This is a genomic window from Mycobacterium sp. 1245805.9 (assembly GCF_001672915.1).
Lineage (GTDB): Bacteria > Actinomycetota > Actinomycetes > Mycobacteriales > Mycobacteriaceae > Mycobacterium.
Genome location: NZ_LZKR01000160.1, coordinates 1 through 19,254, shown reverse-complemented (window position 1 = coordinate 19,254; position 19,254 = coordinate 1). Strand labels below are relative to the sequence as shown.

Below are 19,254 nucleotides of genomic sequence, written 5' to 3'. Positions count from 1 at the left end.
GCCGACTTGGAGGTTTACATGACCCGACGGTGGTTGTTTATGGCCCTCGTTGTTGCCACAGCGTTAATGGCGGGCTGCTCAAGCAGCAAAACCACGAGTTCGGCACCGAGCCCGTCCGCAAGCAGTCGCTCCACGTCGACAGCTACGACATCGGCGCCCGCTGCCACCAGCGATACCACCTCCGAAACCGCGCCCGTCAGCGCGACCCTGGATTCAAGCCAATGCGTCGATGTCACCGGGGCAAACGTGGATCTGCTTACGGCGTCGGATAAAGATGCCGCGCGAAAAGCCGCCGACACCCTGGAGCGATACAACCCGCCGGCTTCCGTCAAGGACGCGATCGAACACTTCGTCACCACGGGGGGCGCCCACTTCGATGACCCGGACTATACGAAGAACAACAAGGCCCTCGACGGCTGGGTCAAGCAGGTCTGCCCCAGTTAACGCTCGCAGCGGAATTGCCGCGCGCTAGGCGGGATCGCGCGGCCGCAATCGGCGGATCGGCCGGGTTTCGATCGCGTTGATGGTCAGGGCCCGGCGGCCGATCCGCCAGCCGGCGTCGGTCAACCGGTACTCGTCGTCGTAGCGCAGGTGCCACACCACGTCGAGCACCTCGTCGCCGCGCGGGCTCCAGTGGTGCGCGACGCATGCGATGCGGCCGGCCGCGGTGCCGCCCCGTTCGCCCTCGTCGTACACCTCGCCGACGATGGCGTGTTCGGTGCGGGTGACGGCCGCGACGGCGGCCAGCGCGGCGCCGATCGCCTGGTGGCCGCGGTGGCAGTGGACGGGCTCCAGCGCGTCCGGCGGGTCGGGCACCGTCAGCTCGGCGGTCTCGCTGAAAAGCGTTGTGACCGAGTCGAATCGACGCTCGTCCACATAGGCCGCATACCGGTGCACCAGGTCACTGAGGGCCGCGCGGTCGGTCGCCGAGAGGGTCACGAGCTCAACGACAGCCGCTGGGCGCACGCCGACAGGATGTCCTTGGCCTCCTCGATATCGGCGGTCGGCGGCATCGACAGCACGACCCGGTCGGCCCCCTGATCGACGAGGGCGCCGGCGCGCTCCGCGTCGATCTTGGCGACGGCGTGGCCCAGCGATACCTCCAGCGCCGCCGGGTCCCGGCCCGCCGCCGACGCCTCGTCGCGCATCAGCGCGATCAGTGCCCCGAGTTCGGGACCTGCCACGCCGAGCGGCTGCAGGCCGTCGCCGAACCGCCCGGCCCGGCGGGCCGCCGCCTTGGAGTGCCCGCCGATGTAGATCGGAAGGCGTTCCCCGGCAACGGGTTTGGGATAACACGTGACGTCGTCGAAGTGGAAGAACTCGCCGTGGTGCGACACCCCCTGCGGCGTGTCGGCCCACAGCGCCCGCAACACCGCCAGCTGCTCGTCGGCCCGCCTGCCCCGGCTGTCGAACTCCGTGCCGCACGCCTCGATTTCTTCCTTGAGCCAGCCCACCCCCACGCACAGCCGCAGCCGTCCGCCCGAGAGCGCATCGACGGTCGCCGCCCGCTTGGCGAGCACCACCGGGTGGTGGTTGGGCAGGACCAGCACCCCGGTGGCCAACCGCAGCCGGCTGGTGTGCCCGGCCAAGAAGGCGAGCATGTCCAGCGGGTCGGGAATGGGGCAGTCGGCGGCCAGCCCGACCCGCCCCGAACTGTCGTAGGGGTACACGCTGTCGTAGCGGGTGGCCAGCACCGTGTGCTCCACGACGACGATCGATTCGAACCCACACCGGTCCAGGTGGCCCGCGAAGCTCGCCATCCACTGCGGATCCGCGGTGACGCCCTCGGCGACGGGCGCCAGAACCCCGATTTTCAGGGAAGCCGTCATGGCAACCGAAGCTAACAGGTGGTGGTTCAGCTGGGCGCCGCGATCGCCTCGCGGACGGCCTCGGCCAGCGCGGCCGCCCGACGATCGGTGAAAACGTCCTCGAGCAGCACCGGTTTGCAGTCGGGGCCGGTCAGCGGGACACGCCAGTTCGGGTACTCGTCGGTGGTGCCCGGCTGGTTCTGGGTGCGCCGGTCGCCGACCGCGTCGGTCAGCGCCACCCCCAACAGCCGCGACGGCGTCCGGCCCAGGTACCGGTAGAGCGCGAGAATCACGTGCTCTGGGTCGCCCTGACCGTCCACGCCCTCGTCGAGCAGGCCGACCCGGCGCAGCTCGGCCATCCACGCCGCCAGCTCGGCCCGGTCCGTTTCGAGCTCGACCTCCACCGGCCGGGTCAACAGCCCCAGCGACTCCCGCAGCCGCACATGGTCGCCCGCCAGGTAGCCGGCCGTCGGCGGCAGGTCGTGGGTGGTGACCGACGACAGGCAGTACTCGCGCCAGCGCTCGGCCGGCAGCGGCCCGCCGTTCCCGTCCCGATCCAACTCGAACCACAGGATCGAGGTGCCCAGCACGCCCCGTAATAAGAGGTAGTCGCGGACCCACGGCTCGACGGTGCCGAGGTCTTCGCCCACGACGAGCGCCCCGGCGCGGTGGGCTTCCAGGGCGACGATGCCGATCATCGCTTCGTGGTCGTACCGCACGTAGGTGCCCTCGGTCGGCGGTGCACCCCGCGGGATCCACCACAGCCGGAACAACCCGATGATGTGGTCGATGCGGACGCCACCGGCATGCCGCAGCACGGCCCGGATCAGCGCCCGAAAGGGACGGTATTCCTGCTCGTCCAACCGGTCCGGACGCCAGGGCGGCTGCGACCAGTCCTGGCCGAGCTGGTTGAACTCGTCCGGTGGCGCGCCGGCCGTCACGCCCAGCGCCAGCACATCCTGCAGGGCCCAGGTGTCGGCGCCGTTGGGATGCACCCCGACGGCCAGGTCGTGCATGACACCCAACGCCATCCCGGCCCGTATCGCCTGGGATTGCGCCGAGGCGAGCTGCTCGTCGAGTTGCCACTGCAGCCAGCGATGGAAATCGATGGCGTCCGAATTCCGTTCGACGAATCCCGCGATGCCGGCGGCGCCGGGGTGCTGCAGCGACTCCGGCCAGCGGTGCCAGTCATCGCCGTATTCCTCGGCCAGCGCGCACCAGGTGGCGAAGTCGTCGAGCGCGTGGCCCTCCCGGTCGCGGAACGCGGCGTACGCCAGCTCACGGCCCGCCGAGCGGGGCACCCGATGCAAGAGCCGCAGCGCCGCGCGCTTGGCCGCCCAGGCACCGTCGCGGTCGATGGCGTCGAGTTCGGCCGCCTGGTGTTGGACGTCCGAACGCAGCCGGCGCAGCCGGCCCCGCTTGGTCAGGTCGGTGTATTCGGGGATCGCCTCGACGCGAAGGTAGAGCGGGTTGAAGAAGCGGCGCGACGTCGGCAGGTACGGCGACGGCTCCATCGGGCTGGCCGGCCCCGGCGGGGCCGCCGCGTGCAGGGGGTTGACCAGCACGTAGTCGGCGCCGTGGCGGGACGCCGACCACACCGCGAGGTCGCTTAAGTCGGTGAGGTCGCCGACGCCCCACGACTGGCGCGACCGCACGCTGTAGAGCTGCGCGGCCAGCCCCCACGCGCGGCGGGCGCCGAGCTGCTCCGGCAGGCCGAGCCAGTCCGGCGTGACGATCAGCGCGGTGCTCGTCTCGGTGTCGCCGGAACGCAGGTGGACACGGTGGTAGCCCAGCGGCAGGTGCGCCGGAAGGACGAAGCTGGCCTCCCCGATCCAGCGCCCGTCCAGGTCGAACGGCTGCGTGAAGTTGTCCACCTGCGTGACCCCGCCGCGGACCGTGCCGTCCTCGAGCTGCAGCCACACTTCGGCGGGATCCCCGTGGCTCACGTGCACCCAGAATCGGATCTGCTCACCGGTGCGCCCGACGATGGTCGCCGGCATCCGGCGTTCCCAGTACGAGCGCCGCTGCGCGGTCAGGGCGGCGTTGCGCTCCTGTTCGGTGCCGGCGGCGACGCCGAGCGCGGCGAGCCCGGCCACCAGCGTCTGCTCGCCGACGAGCACGCGCCGGCCGGTCCAGTCGTCGTACTCGGTGGCGATGCCGAAGCGGCGGGCGAGTTCGACCAGCGAGGGCGCGAGCTCCGTCATGCCGCCCATCTTGCTTGAGAAGCCGTTCCGTCGCCTCATCGCCGAGCCGGACGGCGAAGCTGGGCGTTCGACAGGACTAAGTGGCCGTCCCCGGTTAACATGCCCAGTGAAGACGTGAGGAATCCAGCCGGGGGATGAGTGGGGAAGAGCAAAAGTGCCAGCGCCGTTACTGGCACCCTGCGCGACACTCATGACCCGAACGAGGCGGGATTCGTCTGCGCGGCCAGATTGAATCGAAGTGAACGCGCACGGGAACGCGTGGCGAGGTCCGTGGGCGTCCCTTACGGTTGTCACGGTTGTCGAAGCAATTCGCGCCCGGATATTTTTCAAGGACAATGTTCAGGCGTTCTAGCAGACCGGATGGTGAATTAGCGTGGCGGAAGAGAGTCGCGGGCAGCGGGGGTCGGGGTACGGCCTTGGGTTGTCGACCAAGACCCAGGTAACCGGCTACCAGTTCCTGGCTCGGCGGACCTCGATGGCGCTGACCCGCTGGCGAGTCCGCATGGAGATCGAGCCCGGGCGCCGTCAGACGCTGGCCCTGGTGGCGTCGGTTTCGGCCGGGTTGGTGATCTGCCTGGGCGCCTTGCTGTGGTCATTCATCAGCCCGTCGGGCCAGATCAACGAGTCGCCGATCATCGCCGATCGCGACTCCGGCGCCCTCTATGTCCGCGTGGGTGACAAGTTGTACCCGGCGCTGAACCTGGCCTCGGCGCGGCTGATCACCGGGCGGCCGGACAACCCGCACTTGGTCCGGTCGAGCCAGATCGCCAACCTGCCGCGCGGGCCCCTGGTAGGCATCCCGGGCGCGCCGTCGAACTTCGCCCCCAAGACCCCGACCGCGTCGTCGTGGCTGGTGTGCGACACCGTTTCCGGTTCGACCGGGGTGGGTGCGCCGTCCGGGGTGACCGTGACGGTGATCGACGGGACGCCGGACCTCAGCGGCCACCGGCAGGTGCTGAATGGGTCCGACGCCGTGGTGCTCCGCTACGGCGACGACGCCTGGGTGGTCCGGCAGGGGCGCCGGTCGAAGATCGACGCGATGAACCGCTCGGTGTTGTTGCCGCTGGGCCTGACGCCCGAGCAGGTCAGCATGGCGAAGCCGATGAGCCGCGCGCTGTACGACGCGCTGCCGGTGGGACCCGAGCTGACCGTCCCCGAGATCCCCAGCGCGGGCAGCCCGGCGACGTTCGGGGGCGCGCCCGGCCCGGTCGGGACGGTGATCGTCACCCCCCAAATCAGTGGGCCGCAACAGTATTCGCTGGTGTTGACCGACGGCGTGCAGACGCTGCCCCCGCTGGTGGCGCAGATCCTGCAGAACGCCGGCGGCCCGGGCAACAACAAGCCGGTGACGGTCGAGCCGTCGGCCCTGGCGAAGATGCCGGTGGTCAACAAGCTGGACCTGTCGTCGTACCCCGACAACCCGCTGAACGTGATGGACATCCGGGAGAACCCGGCCACCTGCTGGTGGTGGCAGAAGACCTCCGGTGAGAACCGGGCCCGCATCCAGGTCATCTCCGGGTCGACCATCCCCGTCGCGTCCAAGGAAATGAGCAAGGTCGTGTCGTTGGTGAAGGCCGACACCACCGGCCGGGAAGCCGACCAGGTGTACTTCGGCCCCGACCACGCCAACTTCGTGGCCGTCACCGGCAACGACCCGGGCGCCAAGACCACCGAATCGCTGTGGTGGCTGACCGACGCCGGCGCACGGTTCGGGGTGGACGACACCCGCGAGGCCCGCGAGGCCCTCGGCCTGAAGACCGCACCGAGCCTGGCGCCGTGGGTGGCGCTGCGGCTGCTGCCCCAAGGCCCGACCCTGTCGCGGGCGGACGCCTTGGTGGAGCACGACACCTTACCCATGGACATGTCCCCTGCAGAGTTGGTGGTACCCCGATGAAACGTGGATTCGCGCGCCCGACACCGGAGAAGCCCCCGGTCATCAAGCCGGAGAACATCGTCCTCCCGACCCCGCTGAGCATCCCGCCACCGGAGGGCAAGCCGTGGTGGATCGTCGTGGTCGGCGTCGTGGTGATCGGCCTGCTGGGCGGCATGGTCGCCATGACCTTCGCCAGCGGCTCGCATGTCTTCGGCGGCGTCGGCGCGATCTTCCCGATCTTCATGATCGGCGGCATGGCGATGATGATGTTTGGTGGCCGATTCGGCGGCCAGCAGCAGATGAGCCGGCCCAAGCTGGACGCGATGCGCGCCCAGTTCATGCTGATGCTCGACATGCTGCGCGAGACCGCGCACGAGTCGGCCGACAGCATGGACGCCAACTACCGCTGGTTCCACCCGGCACCCGACACCCTGCCCGCCGCGGTGGGCTCCTCGCGGATGTGGGAGCGCAAGCCGGACGGCAAGGACCTCAACTTCGGTGTCGTCCGGGTCGGCGTGGGCATGACCCGTCCCGAGGTGACCTGGGGTGAGCCCCAGAACATGCCGACCGACATCGAGCTCGAGCCGGTGACCGGTAAGGCGCTGCAGGAATTCGGCCGCTACCAGAGCGTCGTCTACAACCTGCCGAAGATGATTTCCCTGCTGGTCGAGCCCTGGTACTCGCTGATCGGGGACCGCGAGCAGGTGCTGGGCCTGATGCGGGCGATCGTCTGCCAGCTGGCGTTCTCGCACGGCCCCGACCACGTGCAGATGGTCGTGGTCAGCTCCGAGTTGGACCAATGGGATTGGGTCAAGTGGCTGCCCCACTTCGGCGACTCGCGGCGCCAGGACGCCGCCGGCAACGCCCGCATGGTCTACAGCTCGGTGCGCGAGTTCGCCGCGGAGCAGGCCGAATTGTTCGCCGGCCGTGGCTCTTTCACGCCCCGGCACGCCAGCTCCTCGGCGCAGACCCCGACGCCGCACACCGTGATCATCGCCGACGTCACGGACCCCCAATGGGAGTTCGTGATCAGCGCCGAGGGCATCGACGGCGTGACGTTCTTCGACCTGACCGGCTCGTCGATGTGGGCGTCCGTCCCCGAGCGGACCCTGCGCTTCGACGAACGCGGCGTGATCGAAGCCCTGCCGCGCGACCGCGACACCTGGATGGTCATCGACGAGAAGCCGTGGTTCTTCGCGCTCACCGACCACCTCAGCGTCGAGGAGTCCGAGGAGTTCGCCCAGAAGCTGGCGCGCTGGCGGCTGGCCGAGGCGTACGAGGAGATCGGTCAGCGGGTGGCCCACATCGGCGCCCGCGACATCCTGGCCTACTACGGGATCGACGATCCGGCCGACATCGACTTCGACGCGCTGTGGGGCAGCCGCACCGACGCGATGGGCCGGTCCCGGCTGCGCGCCCCGTTCGGCAATCGCTCCGACAACGGCGAGCTGCTGTTCCTGGACATGAAGTCGCTGGACGAAGGCGGCGACGGTCCGCACGGGGTCATGTCCGGTACGACCGGTTCCGGTAAGTCGACGCTGGTGCGAACCGTGATCGAGTCGCTGATGCTCGGCCACCCGCCGGAGGAGCTGCAGTTCGTGCTGGCCGACCTCAAGGGTGGTTCGGCCGTCAAGCCGTTCGCCGGGGTGCCGCACGTATCGCGCATCATCACCGACCTGGAAGAGGACCAGGCGTTGATGGAGCGCTTCCTGGACGCGCTGTGGGGCGAGATCGCGCGCCGCAAGGCGATCTGCGACAGCGCCGGGGTCGACGACGCCAAGGAATACAACAGCGTGCGTTCCCGGATGCGGGCCCGCGGGCAGGACATGCCGCCGCTGCCGATGCTGGTGGTCGTCATCGACGAGTTCTACGAGTGGTTCCGCATCATGCCGACCGCCGTCGACGTGCTGGACTCGATCGGCCGTCAGGGCCGCGCCTACTGGATCCACCTGATGATGGCGTCGCAGACCATTGAGAGCCGGGCCGAAAAGCTCATGGAGAACATGGGTTACCGGTTGGTGCTGAAGGCCCGCACCGCCGGGGCGGCGCAGGCGGCCGGTGTGCCGAACGCGGTGAACCTGCCGGCCCAGGCGGGTCTGGGTTACTTCCGCCGGAGCCTCGAGGACATCGTCCGGTTCCAGGCCGAGTTCCTGTGGCGGGACTACATCTCGCGCAGCATCACCATCGACGGCGACGAGGGCCCGGCGTTGGTGCACAGCATCGATTACGTTCGCCCGCAACTGTTTACCAACTCGTTCACCCCCCTCGAGGTGAGCGTCGGCGGGCCGACCATCGAGCCGGTTCACGCGAACGGCTCGAACGGGGAGCTGCTGCCTGCTGAGGTGGCGGAAGCCGAGGGCGAGGACGACGAGGGCATCAGGACGCCCAAGGTCGGCACGGTGATCATCGATCAGCTGCGCCGGATCGACTTCGAGCCCTACCGATTGTGGCAGCCGCCGCTGAACGAGCCCGTCGCCATCGACGACCTGGTCAACCGGTTCATCGGCCGCCAGTGGCAGCAGGACTACGGCACCGAGCAGAACCTGGTGTTCCCGATCGGGATCATCGACCGGCCGTTCAAGCACGACCAGCCGCCCTGGACGGTCGACACCTCCGGCCCGGGTGCCAACGTGCTGATCCTGGGGGCCGGCGGTTCGGGTAAGACCACGGCGCTGCAGACGCTGATCTGCTCGGCGGCGCTGACCCACACGCCCGAACAGGTCCAGTTCTACTGCCTGGCCTACAGCGGCACCGCGCTGACCACGGTGGCCCGTCTGCCCCATGTCGGTGAGGTAGCCGGCCCGACCGACCCGTACGGCGTGCGCCGCACGGTGGCCGAGCTGCTGGCGCTGGTTCGCGAGCGCAAGCGCAGCTTCCTCGAATACGGCATCGCCTCGATGGAGGTGTTCCGGCGCCGCAAGTTCGGCGGCGAGGCCGGGCCGGTGCCCAACGACGGGTTCGGCGACGTCTACCTGGTGATCGACAACTACCGGGCGCTGGCCGAGGAAAACGAGGTGCTGATCGAGCAGGTGAACCTGATCATCAACCAGGGACCCTCGTTCGGTGTGCACGTGATCGTCACCGCGGACCGCGAGTCGGAGCTGCGGCCGCCGGTGCGTAGCGGTTTCGGTTCCCGCGTCGAATTGCGGTTGGCCGCGGTCGAAGACGCGAAGCTGGTGCGGTCCCGGTTCGCCAAGGAGGTTCCGGTCAAGCCGGGACGCGGCATGGTGGCGGTCAACTACGTCCGCCTCGACGCCGACCCGCAGGCCGGTCTGCACACCCTGGTGGCGCGGCCCGCGCTGGCCAGCACGCCCGACAACGTGTTCGCGTCCGACAGCATCGTCGAGGCGGTTGGTCGCCTGGCGAGCGGTCAGGCCCCGCCGATCCGCCGCCTGCCGGCGCGCTTCGGCGTCGAGCAGGTACGCGAGCTGGCGGCCCGCGACACCCGCCAGGGCGTCGGTGCCGGCGGAATCGTTTGGGCCATATCGGAATTGGACCTGGCGCCGGTCTATTTGAATTTCGCCGAGAACGCGCACCTGATGGTGACGGGCCGACGCGAATGTGGCCGCACCACGACGCTGGCGACGATCATGTCGGAGATCGGGCGGCTGTACGCGCCCGGCGCCAGCGCCGCGCCGACGCCACCGGCCGGGCGGCCCTCCGCCCAGGTGTGGCTGGTCGACCCGCGCCGTCAGCTGCTGACGGTGCTGGGCTCGGAGTACGTGGAGAAGTTCGCGTACAACCTGGACGGCGTGCAGGCGATGATGAACGACATGTCCGCCCTGCTGGCCAGCCGCGAACCACCGCCCGGCCTGTCGGCGGAGGAGCTCTTGTCGCACTCGTGGTGGAGCGGCCCGGAGATCTTCCTCATCGTCGACGACATCCAGCAGCTGCCGGCCGGGTTCGACTCGCCGCTGCACAAGGCCGCCGCCTGGGTGACCAGGGCCGCCGATGTGGGCCTGCACGTGATCGTCACCCGCACCTTCGGTGGTTGGTCGTCGGCGGGCAGCGACCCGATGCTGCGGGCGCTGCACCAGGCGAACGCGCCGCTGCTGGTGATGGACGCCGACCCCGACGAGGGCTTCATCCGCGGCAAGATGAAGGGCGGCCCGCTGCCCCGCGGCCGAGGCCTGCTGATGGCCGAGGACACCGGCGTGTTCGTCCAGGTGGCCGCGACCGAGTTCCGCAAGTAGGGACCCGCTACTGAGATTGGCTGCTGCGCTGGGCCTGCGATTCAGGCCCAGCGCAGCGGTAATGTCTTGAGCGCGAAGGTCTTCGACGGGAATTTGATCTCGGGCGTGTAGTCCTCGGGCAATTCGAAGTCGGGGATCTGCTTGAGCCATTCCGCCACGACGATCGTGAGCTCGATCCGCGCCAGGTGAGAACCCAGGCAGCGGTGCGGCCCGCCGCCGAATCCCCAGTGCCGGTGCACCTTGCCGTCCAGGAACATTTCATCGGTGGACATCTCGTCGCTGCCGTCCCGGTTCACCGCGGCCATGCACAGCCGCACCGCCGTGCCCGCGGGCAGCGTCATGCCCCCGACCTCGACGATCTCCGTCGTCACCCGGGGCGCCACCGGCGCCGACGGCTCCAGCCGGACGATCTCCTCGATGAAAACCCTTATCTGGCGCGGATTGTCGCGCAGCGCGGCACGCAGCTCCGGCCGGCGGGCCAGGTGGTACAGGGAAAATCCGATGGACGCGGTCACCGTGTCCAGGCCGGCGAGGATCAGCAGGTGGCTCATGCCCAGCAGCTCGAGGTCGGTGAAGTTGCCCTCGCCGGTCATCACCCGGGACAACATGTCGGTCCCCGGGTTCTCCCGCCGCTTCTGGATCGCGTCGGTGAGATACGCCAACAGCAGGCGCGCCTTTTCGTGGTCCTCCGGCGTCATGTAGGGCCGCTCCCCGATGACCGCGTCCTTCCAATCGATGATGCGGTCACGGTCCTCGACGGGCAGACCGTAGAGATCGAGGAATACCTGATAGGGATACAGCCGCGCGAAATCCGCCATCGCGTCGCACTTGCCCTGGGCCGCGAGCGCGGCGATCATCTCGGCGGCGTGGCGCTGCAGCACCGGCCGCGACTCGCTCAATCCCTGCGGGCTGAAGTACGGCTGCAGGATCTTGCGGTAGCGGGTGTGCTCCGGCGGGTCGAAGGCCAGCGGCACTACCGGCAACGGGCTGCCTGGGGGTTGTAGCGCCAGCCGCGAGGAGAACACCTTGGTGTTGCGCAGGGCGGCGAGCACGTCCTCACGCCGCGTCAGGTAGTAGTGGCCGTTCATGAACACCACCGGCCCGGCGTCCCGCAGCGTCTTCCATCCGACGCCGCGGTCGGCGGACATCGGCAGCTTGGTGTATTCCAGCCGGGGTAGGTGAAAGGTGGCCGGCTGGCCTTCGCCGAGAGTGCTCATGCGCCCCTGATCTCCGCTTGTCCGTTCGGTTTTCGTGTTTGTCGACGGCACACCAATATCCCACGCGGGACGAGGGGGACACCAATCGTGTAGGCCGCGATCGGCAACCGTCTCCTAGACTTTATCGACGGGCTAATCTACCTATCGATCGTCCGTTCCGGGTTTTCGCGAATGCCGCCGAAGGAAACGAAGAAGGAAACCTAGTGAAGGTTCGTCTCGAAACGTCCAAGTGCGTGGGCCACGCCCAGTGCTATGCCGTCGATCCAAACCTGTTCCCCATCGACGAGTCGGGCTATTCGATCCTGCAGGAGCACGAGGTGCGGCCCGAGGACGAACAGTTGACCCGCGACGGTGTGGCCTCGTGCCCGGAAATGGCGCTGATCCTCGAAGAGGACTAGCCGCGCAGCAAGACGTACCGGTGGGGAAACGCCCGGTGAACGTTCGGTTGTCTCTGGTAAACCGCCGCTGGCCGGGAGTGAACATTGGCTGGCTGGGAATGAACAGTTGGCATCGTCGGTCGGAGCTCCAAGCACGACCAGCTAATGTCGTTCGCGAGCGGCAGTTCGGGCACCAAAGAGCTGTCGCTCGGTTGCTGATAGCGGGGTAGTCGAGGCGGATTGGATATGTCGTTCCTGACCGGAAGTCCAGGCAAACCTGGTGCTGGAGAACGTATTTCGGGCAGAAGGAACCGGCGCGCCACGGTGCGCGGACAATCCCGTCGACTGGGTTTGCTGGTCAACAAAGTTGTGACCGCGCCCACCATGGCTTGTACCTGACCGCGATGATCGCCGCCGCGATCATGGCCAACTGAGGAGGACACGGTGTTCGACTTCGGAGCGCTACCGCCCGAAATCAATTCCGGTCGGATGTATGCGGGCCCGGGGGCGGAGTCGATCATGGTCGCCGCGACCGCGTGGGACGAGCTGGCGGCGGAGCTGAGCACCGCGGCGTCCGGTTACAACTCGGTGATCACCGAGTTGATCAGTGCGCCGTGGGTGGGGCCGTCGTCGACGGCGATGGTCAACGCGGTGGTGCCCTACGTGAGCTGGCTCAGCTCGGCCGCCGGTCTGGCCGAGGAGAGCGCCAGCCAGGCTCGCGCGGCCGCGGGCGCTTTCGAGGAGGCCTTCGCGCTGACGGTGCCGCCGCCGGTGATCGTGGCCAACCGGGTGCTGTTGGCGACGCTGGTCGCGACCAACTTCTTCGGGCAGAACACGCCCGCGATCATGGCCACCGAGGCCCAGTACATGGAGATGTGGGCCCAGGACGCCGCGGCGATGTACGGCTACGCCGCCTCCTCGGCCGCCGCCACCGTGCTGACGCCGTACACGGAGCCGCCCAACACCAGCACCCCGACCGCGGCCGCCAACCAGGGCGCCGCCGTTGCCCAGGCCACCGCGCAACCGGCCGCGCAGACCGTGCTGGATCAGATCGCGGCCATCCCGCAGGCATTGCAGCAACTCGCGCTGCAGCAACTGTCGGGTTACACCTTCACCAACTGGCCGTTCTCGATGCTGCAGCAGCAGCTGCAAAGTTTCCTCAAATACGGGCTTCCGACCGCGACCAACGACTGGTTCGGGATCAGGAACAACGGGTTGGCGTTCCCGGCCAGCGGCATCAGCCCGTTGGGCAACGAGATACGGCAGTTCGCGCAGGCCTACTTCGGGGTGGGCATCGCAAACTTCGGTTGGTCGATCGGCCAGCAGCTCACCTTCGGCCCCGGTGGCGCGACGGCCGGTGCCGGTGGTGCCTGGTTTCCGACGCCGCAGTTCGCCGGCCTGCACCTCGGCGGCATCGGCGGCCTGGGCGGCCGGCATCCCGCCGGCGCCGTTTCGGCGAGCGCCGGCGAGGCCGGCAGGATCGGGGCGCTGTCGGTCCCCGCGAACTGGACCAACCCGACCGCCGAGGCAACCCTGGTCAGCGCCGTGTCCGAAGAGACGCCGCCCGTCAACGCCGGCGGCGCGGTTCCTGGGAACGCCCTGCTGCGCGGCATCCCGACCGGGGCCGTCGGACGGCGCAGCGCCGGATACGGCTACACCACCAAATACGGGTTCCGCTACAGCGTGCTGACACGACCGCCGTCGGCCGGATGATGTCGAGGCGGCAAGCAATGACGATCGAGCCGGCATGCCAGCCCAGGGCTGCCCCGAGTGAACAGCAGTTGTCCACCAGTGAACAGTTGGCGCTAAGGAGGCGCGACCCGACGGGACCCAATTAGTCTCACTAGCAAGCCCTGTCTGAAGTGAACTTCAGCAGCAAAGAGCATTCCTTGAAGGTCATAGAGCCTGAAAGTTGAGGAGGAAAACAGATGTCGTTTGTGACTACGCAGCCCGAAGCGTTGGCGGCGGCGGCAGGCAGTCTGCAGGGTATCGGCTCGGCGTTGAGCGCCCAGAACGCCGCGGCGGCGGCCCCGACGACCGGGGTGGTGCCCGCTGCCGCCGATGAGGTGTCGGCGCTGACCGCGGCCCAGTTCGCCGCGCACGCCCAGATGTACCAGGCCGTCAGCGCTCAGGCCGCGGCCATCCACGAGCAGTTCGTCAGCACCCTGGGCATCAGCTCCGGGTCCTACGCGGCGACCGAGGCGGCCAACGCGGCCGCGGCCGGCTAGGGGGTTTAGGACATGACAATGGATCTTGGAGCGCTGCCTCCGGAGGTCAGCTCCGCGATGATCTACGCGGGGCCGGGTTCGTCGTCGCTGATGGCGGCCGCCTCCGCGTGGAACGGCATCGCCGCCGAGCTGACTTCGGCCGCCATGGGCTACGACCAGATCGTCACCCAGCTGGCGGGCGAGGAGTGGCTCGGGCCGGCCTCGGCGTCGATGGCGTCGGCGGCGCAGCCCTACGTGCAGTGGATGACGACGACCGCCGGCCAGGCCGAGGAAGCGGCCGCCCAGGCCCAGTCGGCCGCGGCGGCCTACGAGACGGTGCTCGCCTCGGTGGTGCCCCCGCCGGCGATCGCCATCAACCGCACCACGCTGTCCCAGGCGCAGGCGACCAACATCCTGGGCCAGAACAACGGGATCATCGCGCAGCTGGAGGCGCAGTACGCCGAGTTCTGGGCACAGAACGCCTCGGCGCTGTACAGCTACGCCAACCAGTCCGCGGCGGCGACCAAGGTGACGCCGTTCCAAAGCGCGCCGACCGTCGCCAACCCGGCAGCTGCGGCCGTCACCCAGTCCGCGGCACCGGCGGCCTCGATCCAGCAGACCCTGCAGAGTTACCTCACGCAGATTCAGCAGGCGCTGGGCGCGCTCGGCTCACCGGCCACGACGAACTCGTTTGTCTCGCAGTTCTCCAACTCCAACCCGCTGATCAGCGAGGTCTGGTTCCTGTTGACCGGCCAGACGATTCTGCCGTCGAACATCGGTACCGCGCTGGGTGGCTACTCGAACTACGCGAGCTTCTTCTACAACACCGAGGGTCTGCCGTACTTCAGCGTCGGTATGGGCAACTTCGGTGTTCAGATGGCCAAGACGCTGGGCGCCATCACCGGTCCGGCGGCCGCGGCGGCCGCCGTCCCCAAGGGCCTGCCCGGGCTGGGCGGGCTGCTGGGTGGAGGTGCCGGCGGCGCGGCCGCGCATCTGGGCAGCGCGACGTCGATCGGCAAGTTGTCGGTGCCGGTCTCGTGGACCGGGGCTACCGCCCCGACGGCGGCCGCGGCCCACGCCATTCCGGTCAGCAGCATCAGCGCTGCCCCGGAGGCGGCCGGGGGACCGGGCAACCTGCTGGGCGGCATGCCGCTGGCGGGTGTCGGCTCCGGTGCCGCCAGCGGCGCCGGTCCCCGCTACGGGTTCCGTCCCACCGTCATGGCCCGGCCGCCCCTGGGCGGCTAGTCGCCATACCGTCACCATTTGGCATCGTGGGCGCAGGCAATGATGCCTGCGCCCACGACGGCGTTTTGGGGGCCTCAGCGGTCGCCGTTCGAGCGAGTCCGCACGGCCCGTGTTCCGGCCTGAATCGACGCACGCCGGCCCGACTCCGCTAACGCGGCTCGCGGTGGCTGAACCGCCCGTCCGGCAACCCATTCCGCGGCTTTAACTGCGGCCGGATTTTTACCCGGCCCGGTCGCCTTCGGCCCGCCGACCCTCCCGAAAATCGGCCTTCCTGGGGTGCACGCCGGACGCGCGCTGGGCAGCGTCATCGCCGCATTTCCGCAGGTGAATGCCGGTGCTGTCGGCGGGCGGCCGCTCAGGGGGCGACGCCCCCGTCGCTCTCGGGCCACCGGTCGGGCCGGCGTCGCCCGGCGGGCCCGGCGGCTCGCGCGGCGCCGGTCGGGGGATTACGGGCCTTAGCCTCCTCTCTAGCGAACAACCTGCAAAACATTCCTTGCATCAGTCGTCATTAGCCCGAACTTGCGGAGAAAACATGTCGTTCGAGTCCGGTGGTTCATAGGTGTTGGACTTCGGGGCGCTACCGCCAGAGATCAACTCGGGCCGGATGTACGCCGGTCCGGGTTCCGGCTCGATGATGGCCGCGGCTTCTGCCTGGGACGGGCTGGCCAGCGAGCTGAGCCTGACGGCGACGGGCTACTCCTCGGTGATCGCCGAGTTGACCAGCGCGCCGTGGTTGGGCCCGGCATCGCGATCGATGCTGGCCGCCGCCACGCCGTATGTCTCGTGGCTCGGTGCCGCCGCGGCGCTTGCCGAGGACGCCGCGAACCAGGCCAGGGCCGCCGCCGCCGCCTTCGAAACCGCGTTCACGTTGACGGTGCCGCCACCGCTGATCGCGGCGAACAGGGTTTTGCTGGCGACGCTGGTCGCTACCAACTTCTTCGGACAGAACTTTCCGGCGATCGCCGCCACCGAGGCCGAGTACGCCGAGATGTGGGCCCAAGACGCCATGGCAATGTACGGCTACGCGGCTGCCTCCGCGGTCGCCACACAGTTGACCCCGTTCTCCGAGCCGGCGCAGGCCACCGACCAAAGCGGGCTGGCCGCCCAGGCCGTCGCGGTCGGTCAGGCCATCGCGACGCCGGCGGGCACCGGCGCGGCCATGGTGGCCGCGGCCACCCCCGGGCTTGCGCTGACCCCCGACGCGGTATCCCTCACGTCCGTCTTCACGTCGATAAACCAAGTGCTGCAACAGCTTTCGGCCGGTGCGCTGGCTTCGCAGCTGAACCCGTACAACTGGTGGATCGTGCAGCAGTTCGTCGCCCTCAACGTGGCGAACCGAACCGCGCTGTCGCGCACCACCGTGGGCCTCGCTTACTTCTCCACCGGCATGATGCAATTCTTCGGCTCCATCGCGCAGCAGGTGACGTTCGGGCCCGGCGGGACGACGGCCGGGTCCCAAGGCGCCTGGTACGCGACACCGCAGTTTGCCGGCCTGCACCTGGGCGCCGTCGGCAGCGGCGCCGCCGGGCACGGCGGAATCGCGGCCAATTTGTCGTCGGCCACCAAGATCGGCGGGTTGTCGGTGCCACAGGGTTGGGCCGGCTCTCCCGGCGCTGTCGAGGAATCGGCGACCCAGGCGATCGCCGTGGACTACGCCACCGACCCGCAGGGTGCGGGCAACGGGCTGCTGCGCGGCATGCCGATGGGCACCGGCAGCCGTCGCTCGGGCTCCGCCTTCCCGCCCCGCGAATACGGATTCAGGCGCAGCGTGCTCGCACGCCCACCATCCGCCGGATAACCAGCTGTACGAGGCGGCCAACGTGGCCGCGACTGATGAAGGAGTCAGGACATGGCAATCGATTTCGGTGCGTTACCGCCGGAGGTCAACTCGGCGCGCCTGTACGCCGGTGTGGGCTCGACCCCACTGGTGGCCGCGGCCTCGGCCTGGAACTCGTTGGCCGCGGAGCTGAACGCGGCCGCCCTGGGCTATGAAAACGTGGTGACGCAGCTGGCCGGCGAGGAGTGGCTCGGCCCGGCCTCGGGGTCCATGGCCGCCGCGGTGCAACCGTATGTGGAGTGGGTGAGTACGACCGCCGCCCAGGCCGAACAGGCCGCCACGCAGGCCAGCGCGGCCGCGGCCGCATACGAGGCGGCGTTCGCCGCGATCGTGCCCCCGCCGCTGATCGCGGCGAACCGCACCCAGTTGGCTCAGGCGGTGTCGACCAACGTGCTGGGGCAGAACACCGGGATCATTGCGCAGCTGGAAGCCCAGTACGCCGAATTCTGGGCCCAGGACGCCGCGACGATGTACAGCTACGCCGGCAACTCGGCGGCCGCTTCGAACGTCACGCCGTTCACCTCGGCACCGACGGTGGCCAATCCCGCCGCGTCGACCCTCCAGTCGGCCGCGACCACTTCCGCCGCGACCACGTCGGTCGGCCCGATCCAGAACCAGATCAACGCCGCCATCAGCCAGATCAGCGCGCAACTGGCAAGCCTGGCGTCGCCTTTCTATACGCCACTGCAACAGGAATGGTGGTATCTGGCGTCGGCCAACGGGCCGCTGTCGGCCGTGTGGCAGGTCCTGTTCGGGACACCGTCGTTCCCGGGCGCCAGCCTTTCCGCCTTCATGTCCGCGTGGTCGCCCTACGCCGGCGTCCTCTACAACACCGAGGGTCTGCCGTACTTCAGCATCGGCATGGGCAACTCGCTGACCCAGACCGCGAAGACCGTGGGCGCGCTCGGCGGGGCGGCGCCGGCGGCGGCGGCCGCCGTCCCCAAGGGCCTGCCCGGGCTGGGCGGGCTGCTCGGCGGCGGCGCCCCGCCGGTGGCGGCGCACCTGGGCAGCGCCACCTCGATCGGCAAGCTGTCGGTACCGGCTTCGTGGTCCGGGCCGGTTTCGGCGCCCAGCCACGCAACGGCCATCCCGGTGAGCAACGTCCGGGAGGCACCCGACGCGGCGCCCGGCAACCTGCTCGGCGGCATGCCGCTGGCCGGGGCGGGCGCGGGCGGCAGCGGGGCCAGCCCCCGGTACGGATTCCGCCCAACGGTGATGGCCCGCCCACCCGCGGCCGGCTAGCCGATGCGGCCGGCCCGGCAAAGGCATTTGCTCCGGCGCGATTTTGCCGCATCGGTGCTAAGCTCCATACGTGCTGGCCAACGGGCCTTCCACCGCGACCCGGGAGGGTTGACCTTCAAGGTTTGCTGTGACGGTCCTGTGAACGCCAGCGATAGCGGCCGGGCGCTGTTACTGTGTCGTTACTAAAAGTGAATTCGCCGTGCCATCCAGTGAACAATTGCGAACAGGTGGCCTCGGAGCCAGCTTGAAACGGAAGTTGTCATCTACTCTCTTGCACAGAGCAGTGCGGGGGACAATCTTTAGGAGGGAAAAGCATGTCGTTCGTGACCACACAGCCGGAGGCTCTGGCTGCGGCGGCCGGGAGCCTGCAGGGGATCGGCTCGGCGCTGAGCGCCCAAAACGCGGCCGCGGCCGCCCCGACCACCGGCGTAGTGCCGGCGGCTGCCGACGAGGTGTCGGCGCTGACCGCGGCCCAGTTCGCCGCGCACGCGCAGATGTACCAGGCCGTCAGCGCCCAGGCCGCGGCGATTCACGAGCAGTTCGTGAGCACGCTTGGGATCAGCTCCGGCTCGTACGCCGCGACCGAAGCCGCCAACGCAGCGGCCGCCGGCTAGACCAGGTCCAGCGGTTCTGGAATGTCGGGTCTGACGGCTGAGCCGGGATCCGAAATCATCGTCGATTCAATCGCCGCGGCTGGCGCTCGCCGGCCGACGGTATGGGGGGAACGTCTTTTCGTATGTGGCTTGACGGTGCGCTAACGCGTCGCCGTCGGGCCAGCGTCACCCACAACCGAATACAAGTCACTCAGAATTAAGGAGAAAGCCAACATGGCAACACGTTTTATGACTGACCCGCATGAGATGCGGGCGATGGCGGGCCGGTTTGAGGTCCACGCGCAGACCGTTGAGGACGAGGCCCGCAAGATGTGGGCGTCGTCGATGAACATCGCCGGTGCGGGCTGGAGTGGCCAGGCGCAGGCGACCTCCTACGACACCATGGGTCAGATGAATCAGGCGTTCCGCAACATCGTGAACATGCTGCACGGTGTGCG

At 68.9% G+C, this 19,254-nt stretch carries 16 protein-coding genes; 11 read left to right on the top strand and 5 right to left on the bottom strand.

What is annotated here, in order from left to right:
* Window positions 1-14 precede the first annotated feature (14 nt).
* Window positions 15-236 (bottom strand): hypothetical protein, encoded by a 222-nt coding sequence (locus A9X00_RS31450; protein ID WP_067158174.1) that lies wholly within the window; start codon window positions 234-236, stop codon window positions 15-17.
* 10 nt (window positions 237-246) lie between these two features.
* On the opposite strand from A9X00_RS31450, the gene A9X00_RS31445 reads away from it, so the two are divergent.
* Window positions 247-444, top strand: coding sequence for a hypothetical protein (locus tag A9X00_RS31445; protein ID WP_067158172.1), 198 nt, complete (start codon window positions 247-249; stop codon window positions 442-444).
* 24 nt (window positions 445-468) lie between these two features.
* On the opposite strand, the gene A9X00_RS21525 is transcribed toward A9X00_RS31445, so the two are convergent.
* From A9X00_RS21525 to malQ, 3 genes are read right to left on the bottom strand one after another with little or no spacing between them, the layout of a single operon-like run.
* The gene (locus A9X00_RS21525; RefSeq protein WP_067158169.1) at window positions 469-939 is read right to left on the bottom strand and encodes a nuclear transport factor 2 family protein; all 471 of its coding nucleotides are present in this window, start codon (window positions 937-939) and stop codon (window positions 469-471) included.
* On the bottom strand, window positions 936-1,817 hold the full coding sequence (locus tag A9X00_RS21520; protein ID WP_067158209.1) for an LLM class F420-dependent oxidoreductase: 882 nt from the start codon (window positions 1,815-1,817) through the stop codon (window positions 936-938). Before A9X00_RS21520 ends, A9X00_RS21525 begins: the two co-directional genes overlap by 4 nt.
* 38 nt (window positions 1,818-1,855) lie before the next feature.
* Window positions 1,856-4,012 (bottom strand): 4-alpha-glucanotransferase, encoded by a 2,157-nt coding sequence (malQ, locus tag A9X00_RS21515; RefSeq protein WP_067158207.1) that lies wholly within the window; start codon window positions 4,010-4,012, stop codon window positions 1,856-1,858.
* Between the two features lie 373 nt (window positions 4,013-4,385).
* Between malQ and eccB the strand changes: the two genes are divergently transcribed.
* Together eccB and eccCa are read left to right on the top strand one after the other, a co-directional pair.
* Window positions 4,386-5,906, top strand: coding sequence for a type VII secretion protein EccB (gene eccB / locus A9X00_RS21510; RefSeq protein WP_067158166.1), 1,521 nt, complete (start codon window positions 4,386-4,388; stop codon window positions 5,904-5,906).
* The gene (gene eccCa, locus A9X00_RS21505) at window positions 5,903-10,078 is read left to right on the top strand and encodes a type VII secretion protein EccCa (RefSeq protein WP_067158163.1); all 4,176 of its coding nucleotides are present in this window, start codon (window positions 5,903-5,905) and stop codon (window positions 10,076-10,078) included. Before eccB ends, eccCa begins: the two co-directional genes overlap by 4 nt.
* Window positions 10,079-10,119: 41 nt before the next feature.
* Here eccCa and A9X00_RS21500 read toward each other — a convergent pair whose 3' ends face one another.
* Window positions 10,120-11,295 carry a cytochrome P450 gene (locus A9X00_RS21500; protein WP_067158160.1) on the bottom strand — a complete coding sequence of 392 codons (1,176 nt, stop codon included), beginning with the start codon at window positions 11,293-11,295 and terminating at the stop codon, window positions 10,120-10,122.
* A 203-nt stretch (window positions 11,296-11,498) separates the two neighbouring features.
* On the opposite strand from A9X00_RS21500, the gene A9X00_RS21495 reads away from it, so the two are divergent.
* From A9X00_RS21495 to A9X00_RS21460, 8 genes are all read left to right on the top strand, one after another.
* The gene (locus tag A9X00_RS21495) at window positions 11,499-11,693 is read left to right on the top strand and encodes a ferredoxin (RefSeq protein ID WP_067158157.1); all 195 of its coding nucleotides are present in this window, start codon (window positions 11,499-11,501) and stop codon (window positions 11,691-11,693) included.
* 423 nt (window positions 11,694-12,116) lie between these two features.
* Window positions 12,117-13,385, top strand: coding sequence for a PPE family protein (locus A9X00_RS21490; protein ID WP_067158154.1), 1,269 nt, complete (start codon window positions 12,117-12,119; stop codon window positions 13,383-13,385).
* 215 nt (window positions 13,386-13,600) lie between these two features.
* Window positions 13,601-13,900 carry a PE family protein gene (locus tag A9X00_RS21485; RefSeq protein ID WP_066912455.1) on the top strand — a complete coding sequence of 100 codons (300 nt, stop codon included), beginning with the start codon at window positions 13,601-13,603 and terminating at the stop codon, window positions 13,898-13,900.
* A gap of 12 nt (window positions 13,901-13,912) precedes the next feature.
* Entirely contained in the window at window positions 13,913-15,124 is a 1,212-nt protein-coding gene (locus A9X00_RS21480) for a PPE family protein (protein WP_067158151.1), read from the top strand.
* 559 nt (window positions 15,125-15,683) lie between these two features.
* Window positions 15,684-16,922 (top strand): PPE family protein, encoded by a 1,239-nt coding sequence (locus A9X00_RS21475; RefSeq protein ID WP_067158148.1) that lies wholly within the window; start codon window positions 15,684-15,686, stop codon window positions 16,920-16,922.
* Window positions 16,923-16,979: 57 nt separating this feature from the next.
* Complete coding sequence (locus tag A9X00_RS21470; RefSeq protein WP_156772218.1) at window positions 16,980-18,203, top strand: PPE family protein; 1,224 nt, start codon at window positions 16,980-16,982, stop codon at window positions 18,201-18,203.
* 314 nt (window positions 18,204-18,517) lie between these two features.
* Window positions 18,518-18,817 carry a PE family protein gene (locus tag A9X00_RS21465; protein ID WP_066912455.1) on the top strand — a complete coding sequence of 100 codons (300 nt, stop codon included), beginning with the start codon at window positions 18,518-18,520 and terminating at the stop codon, window positions 18,815-18,817.
* Between the two features lie 213 nt (window positions 18,818-19,030).
* Window positions 19,031-19,254, top strand: a 224-nt coding sequence (locus tag A9X00_RS21460) for a WXG100 family type VII secretion target (RefSeq protein ID WP_067158204.1), incomplete at its 3' end; no start/stop codon positions are given.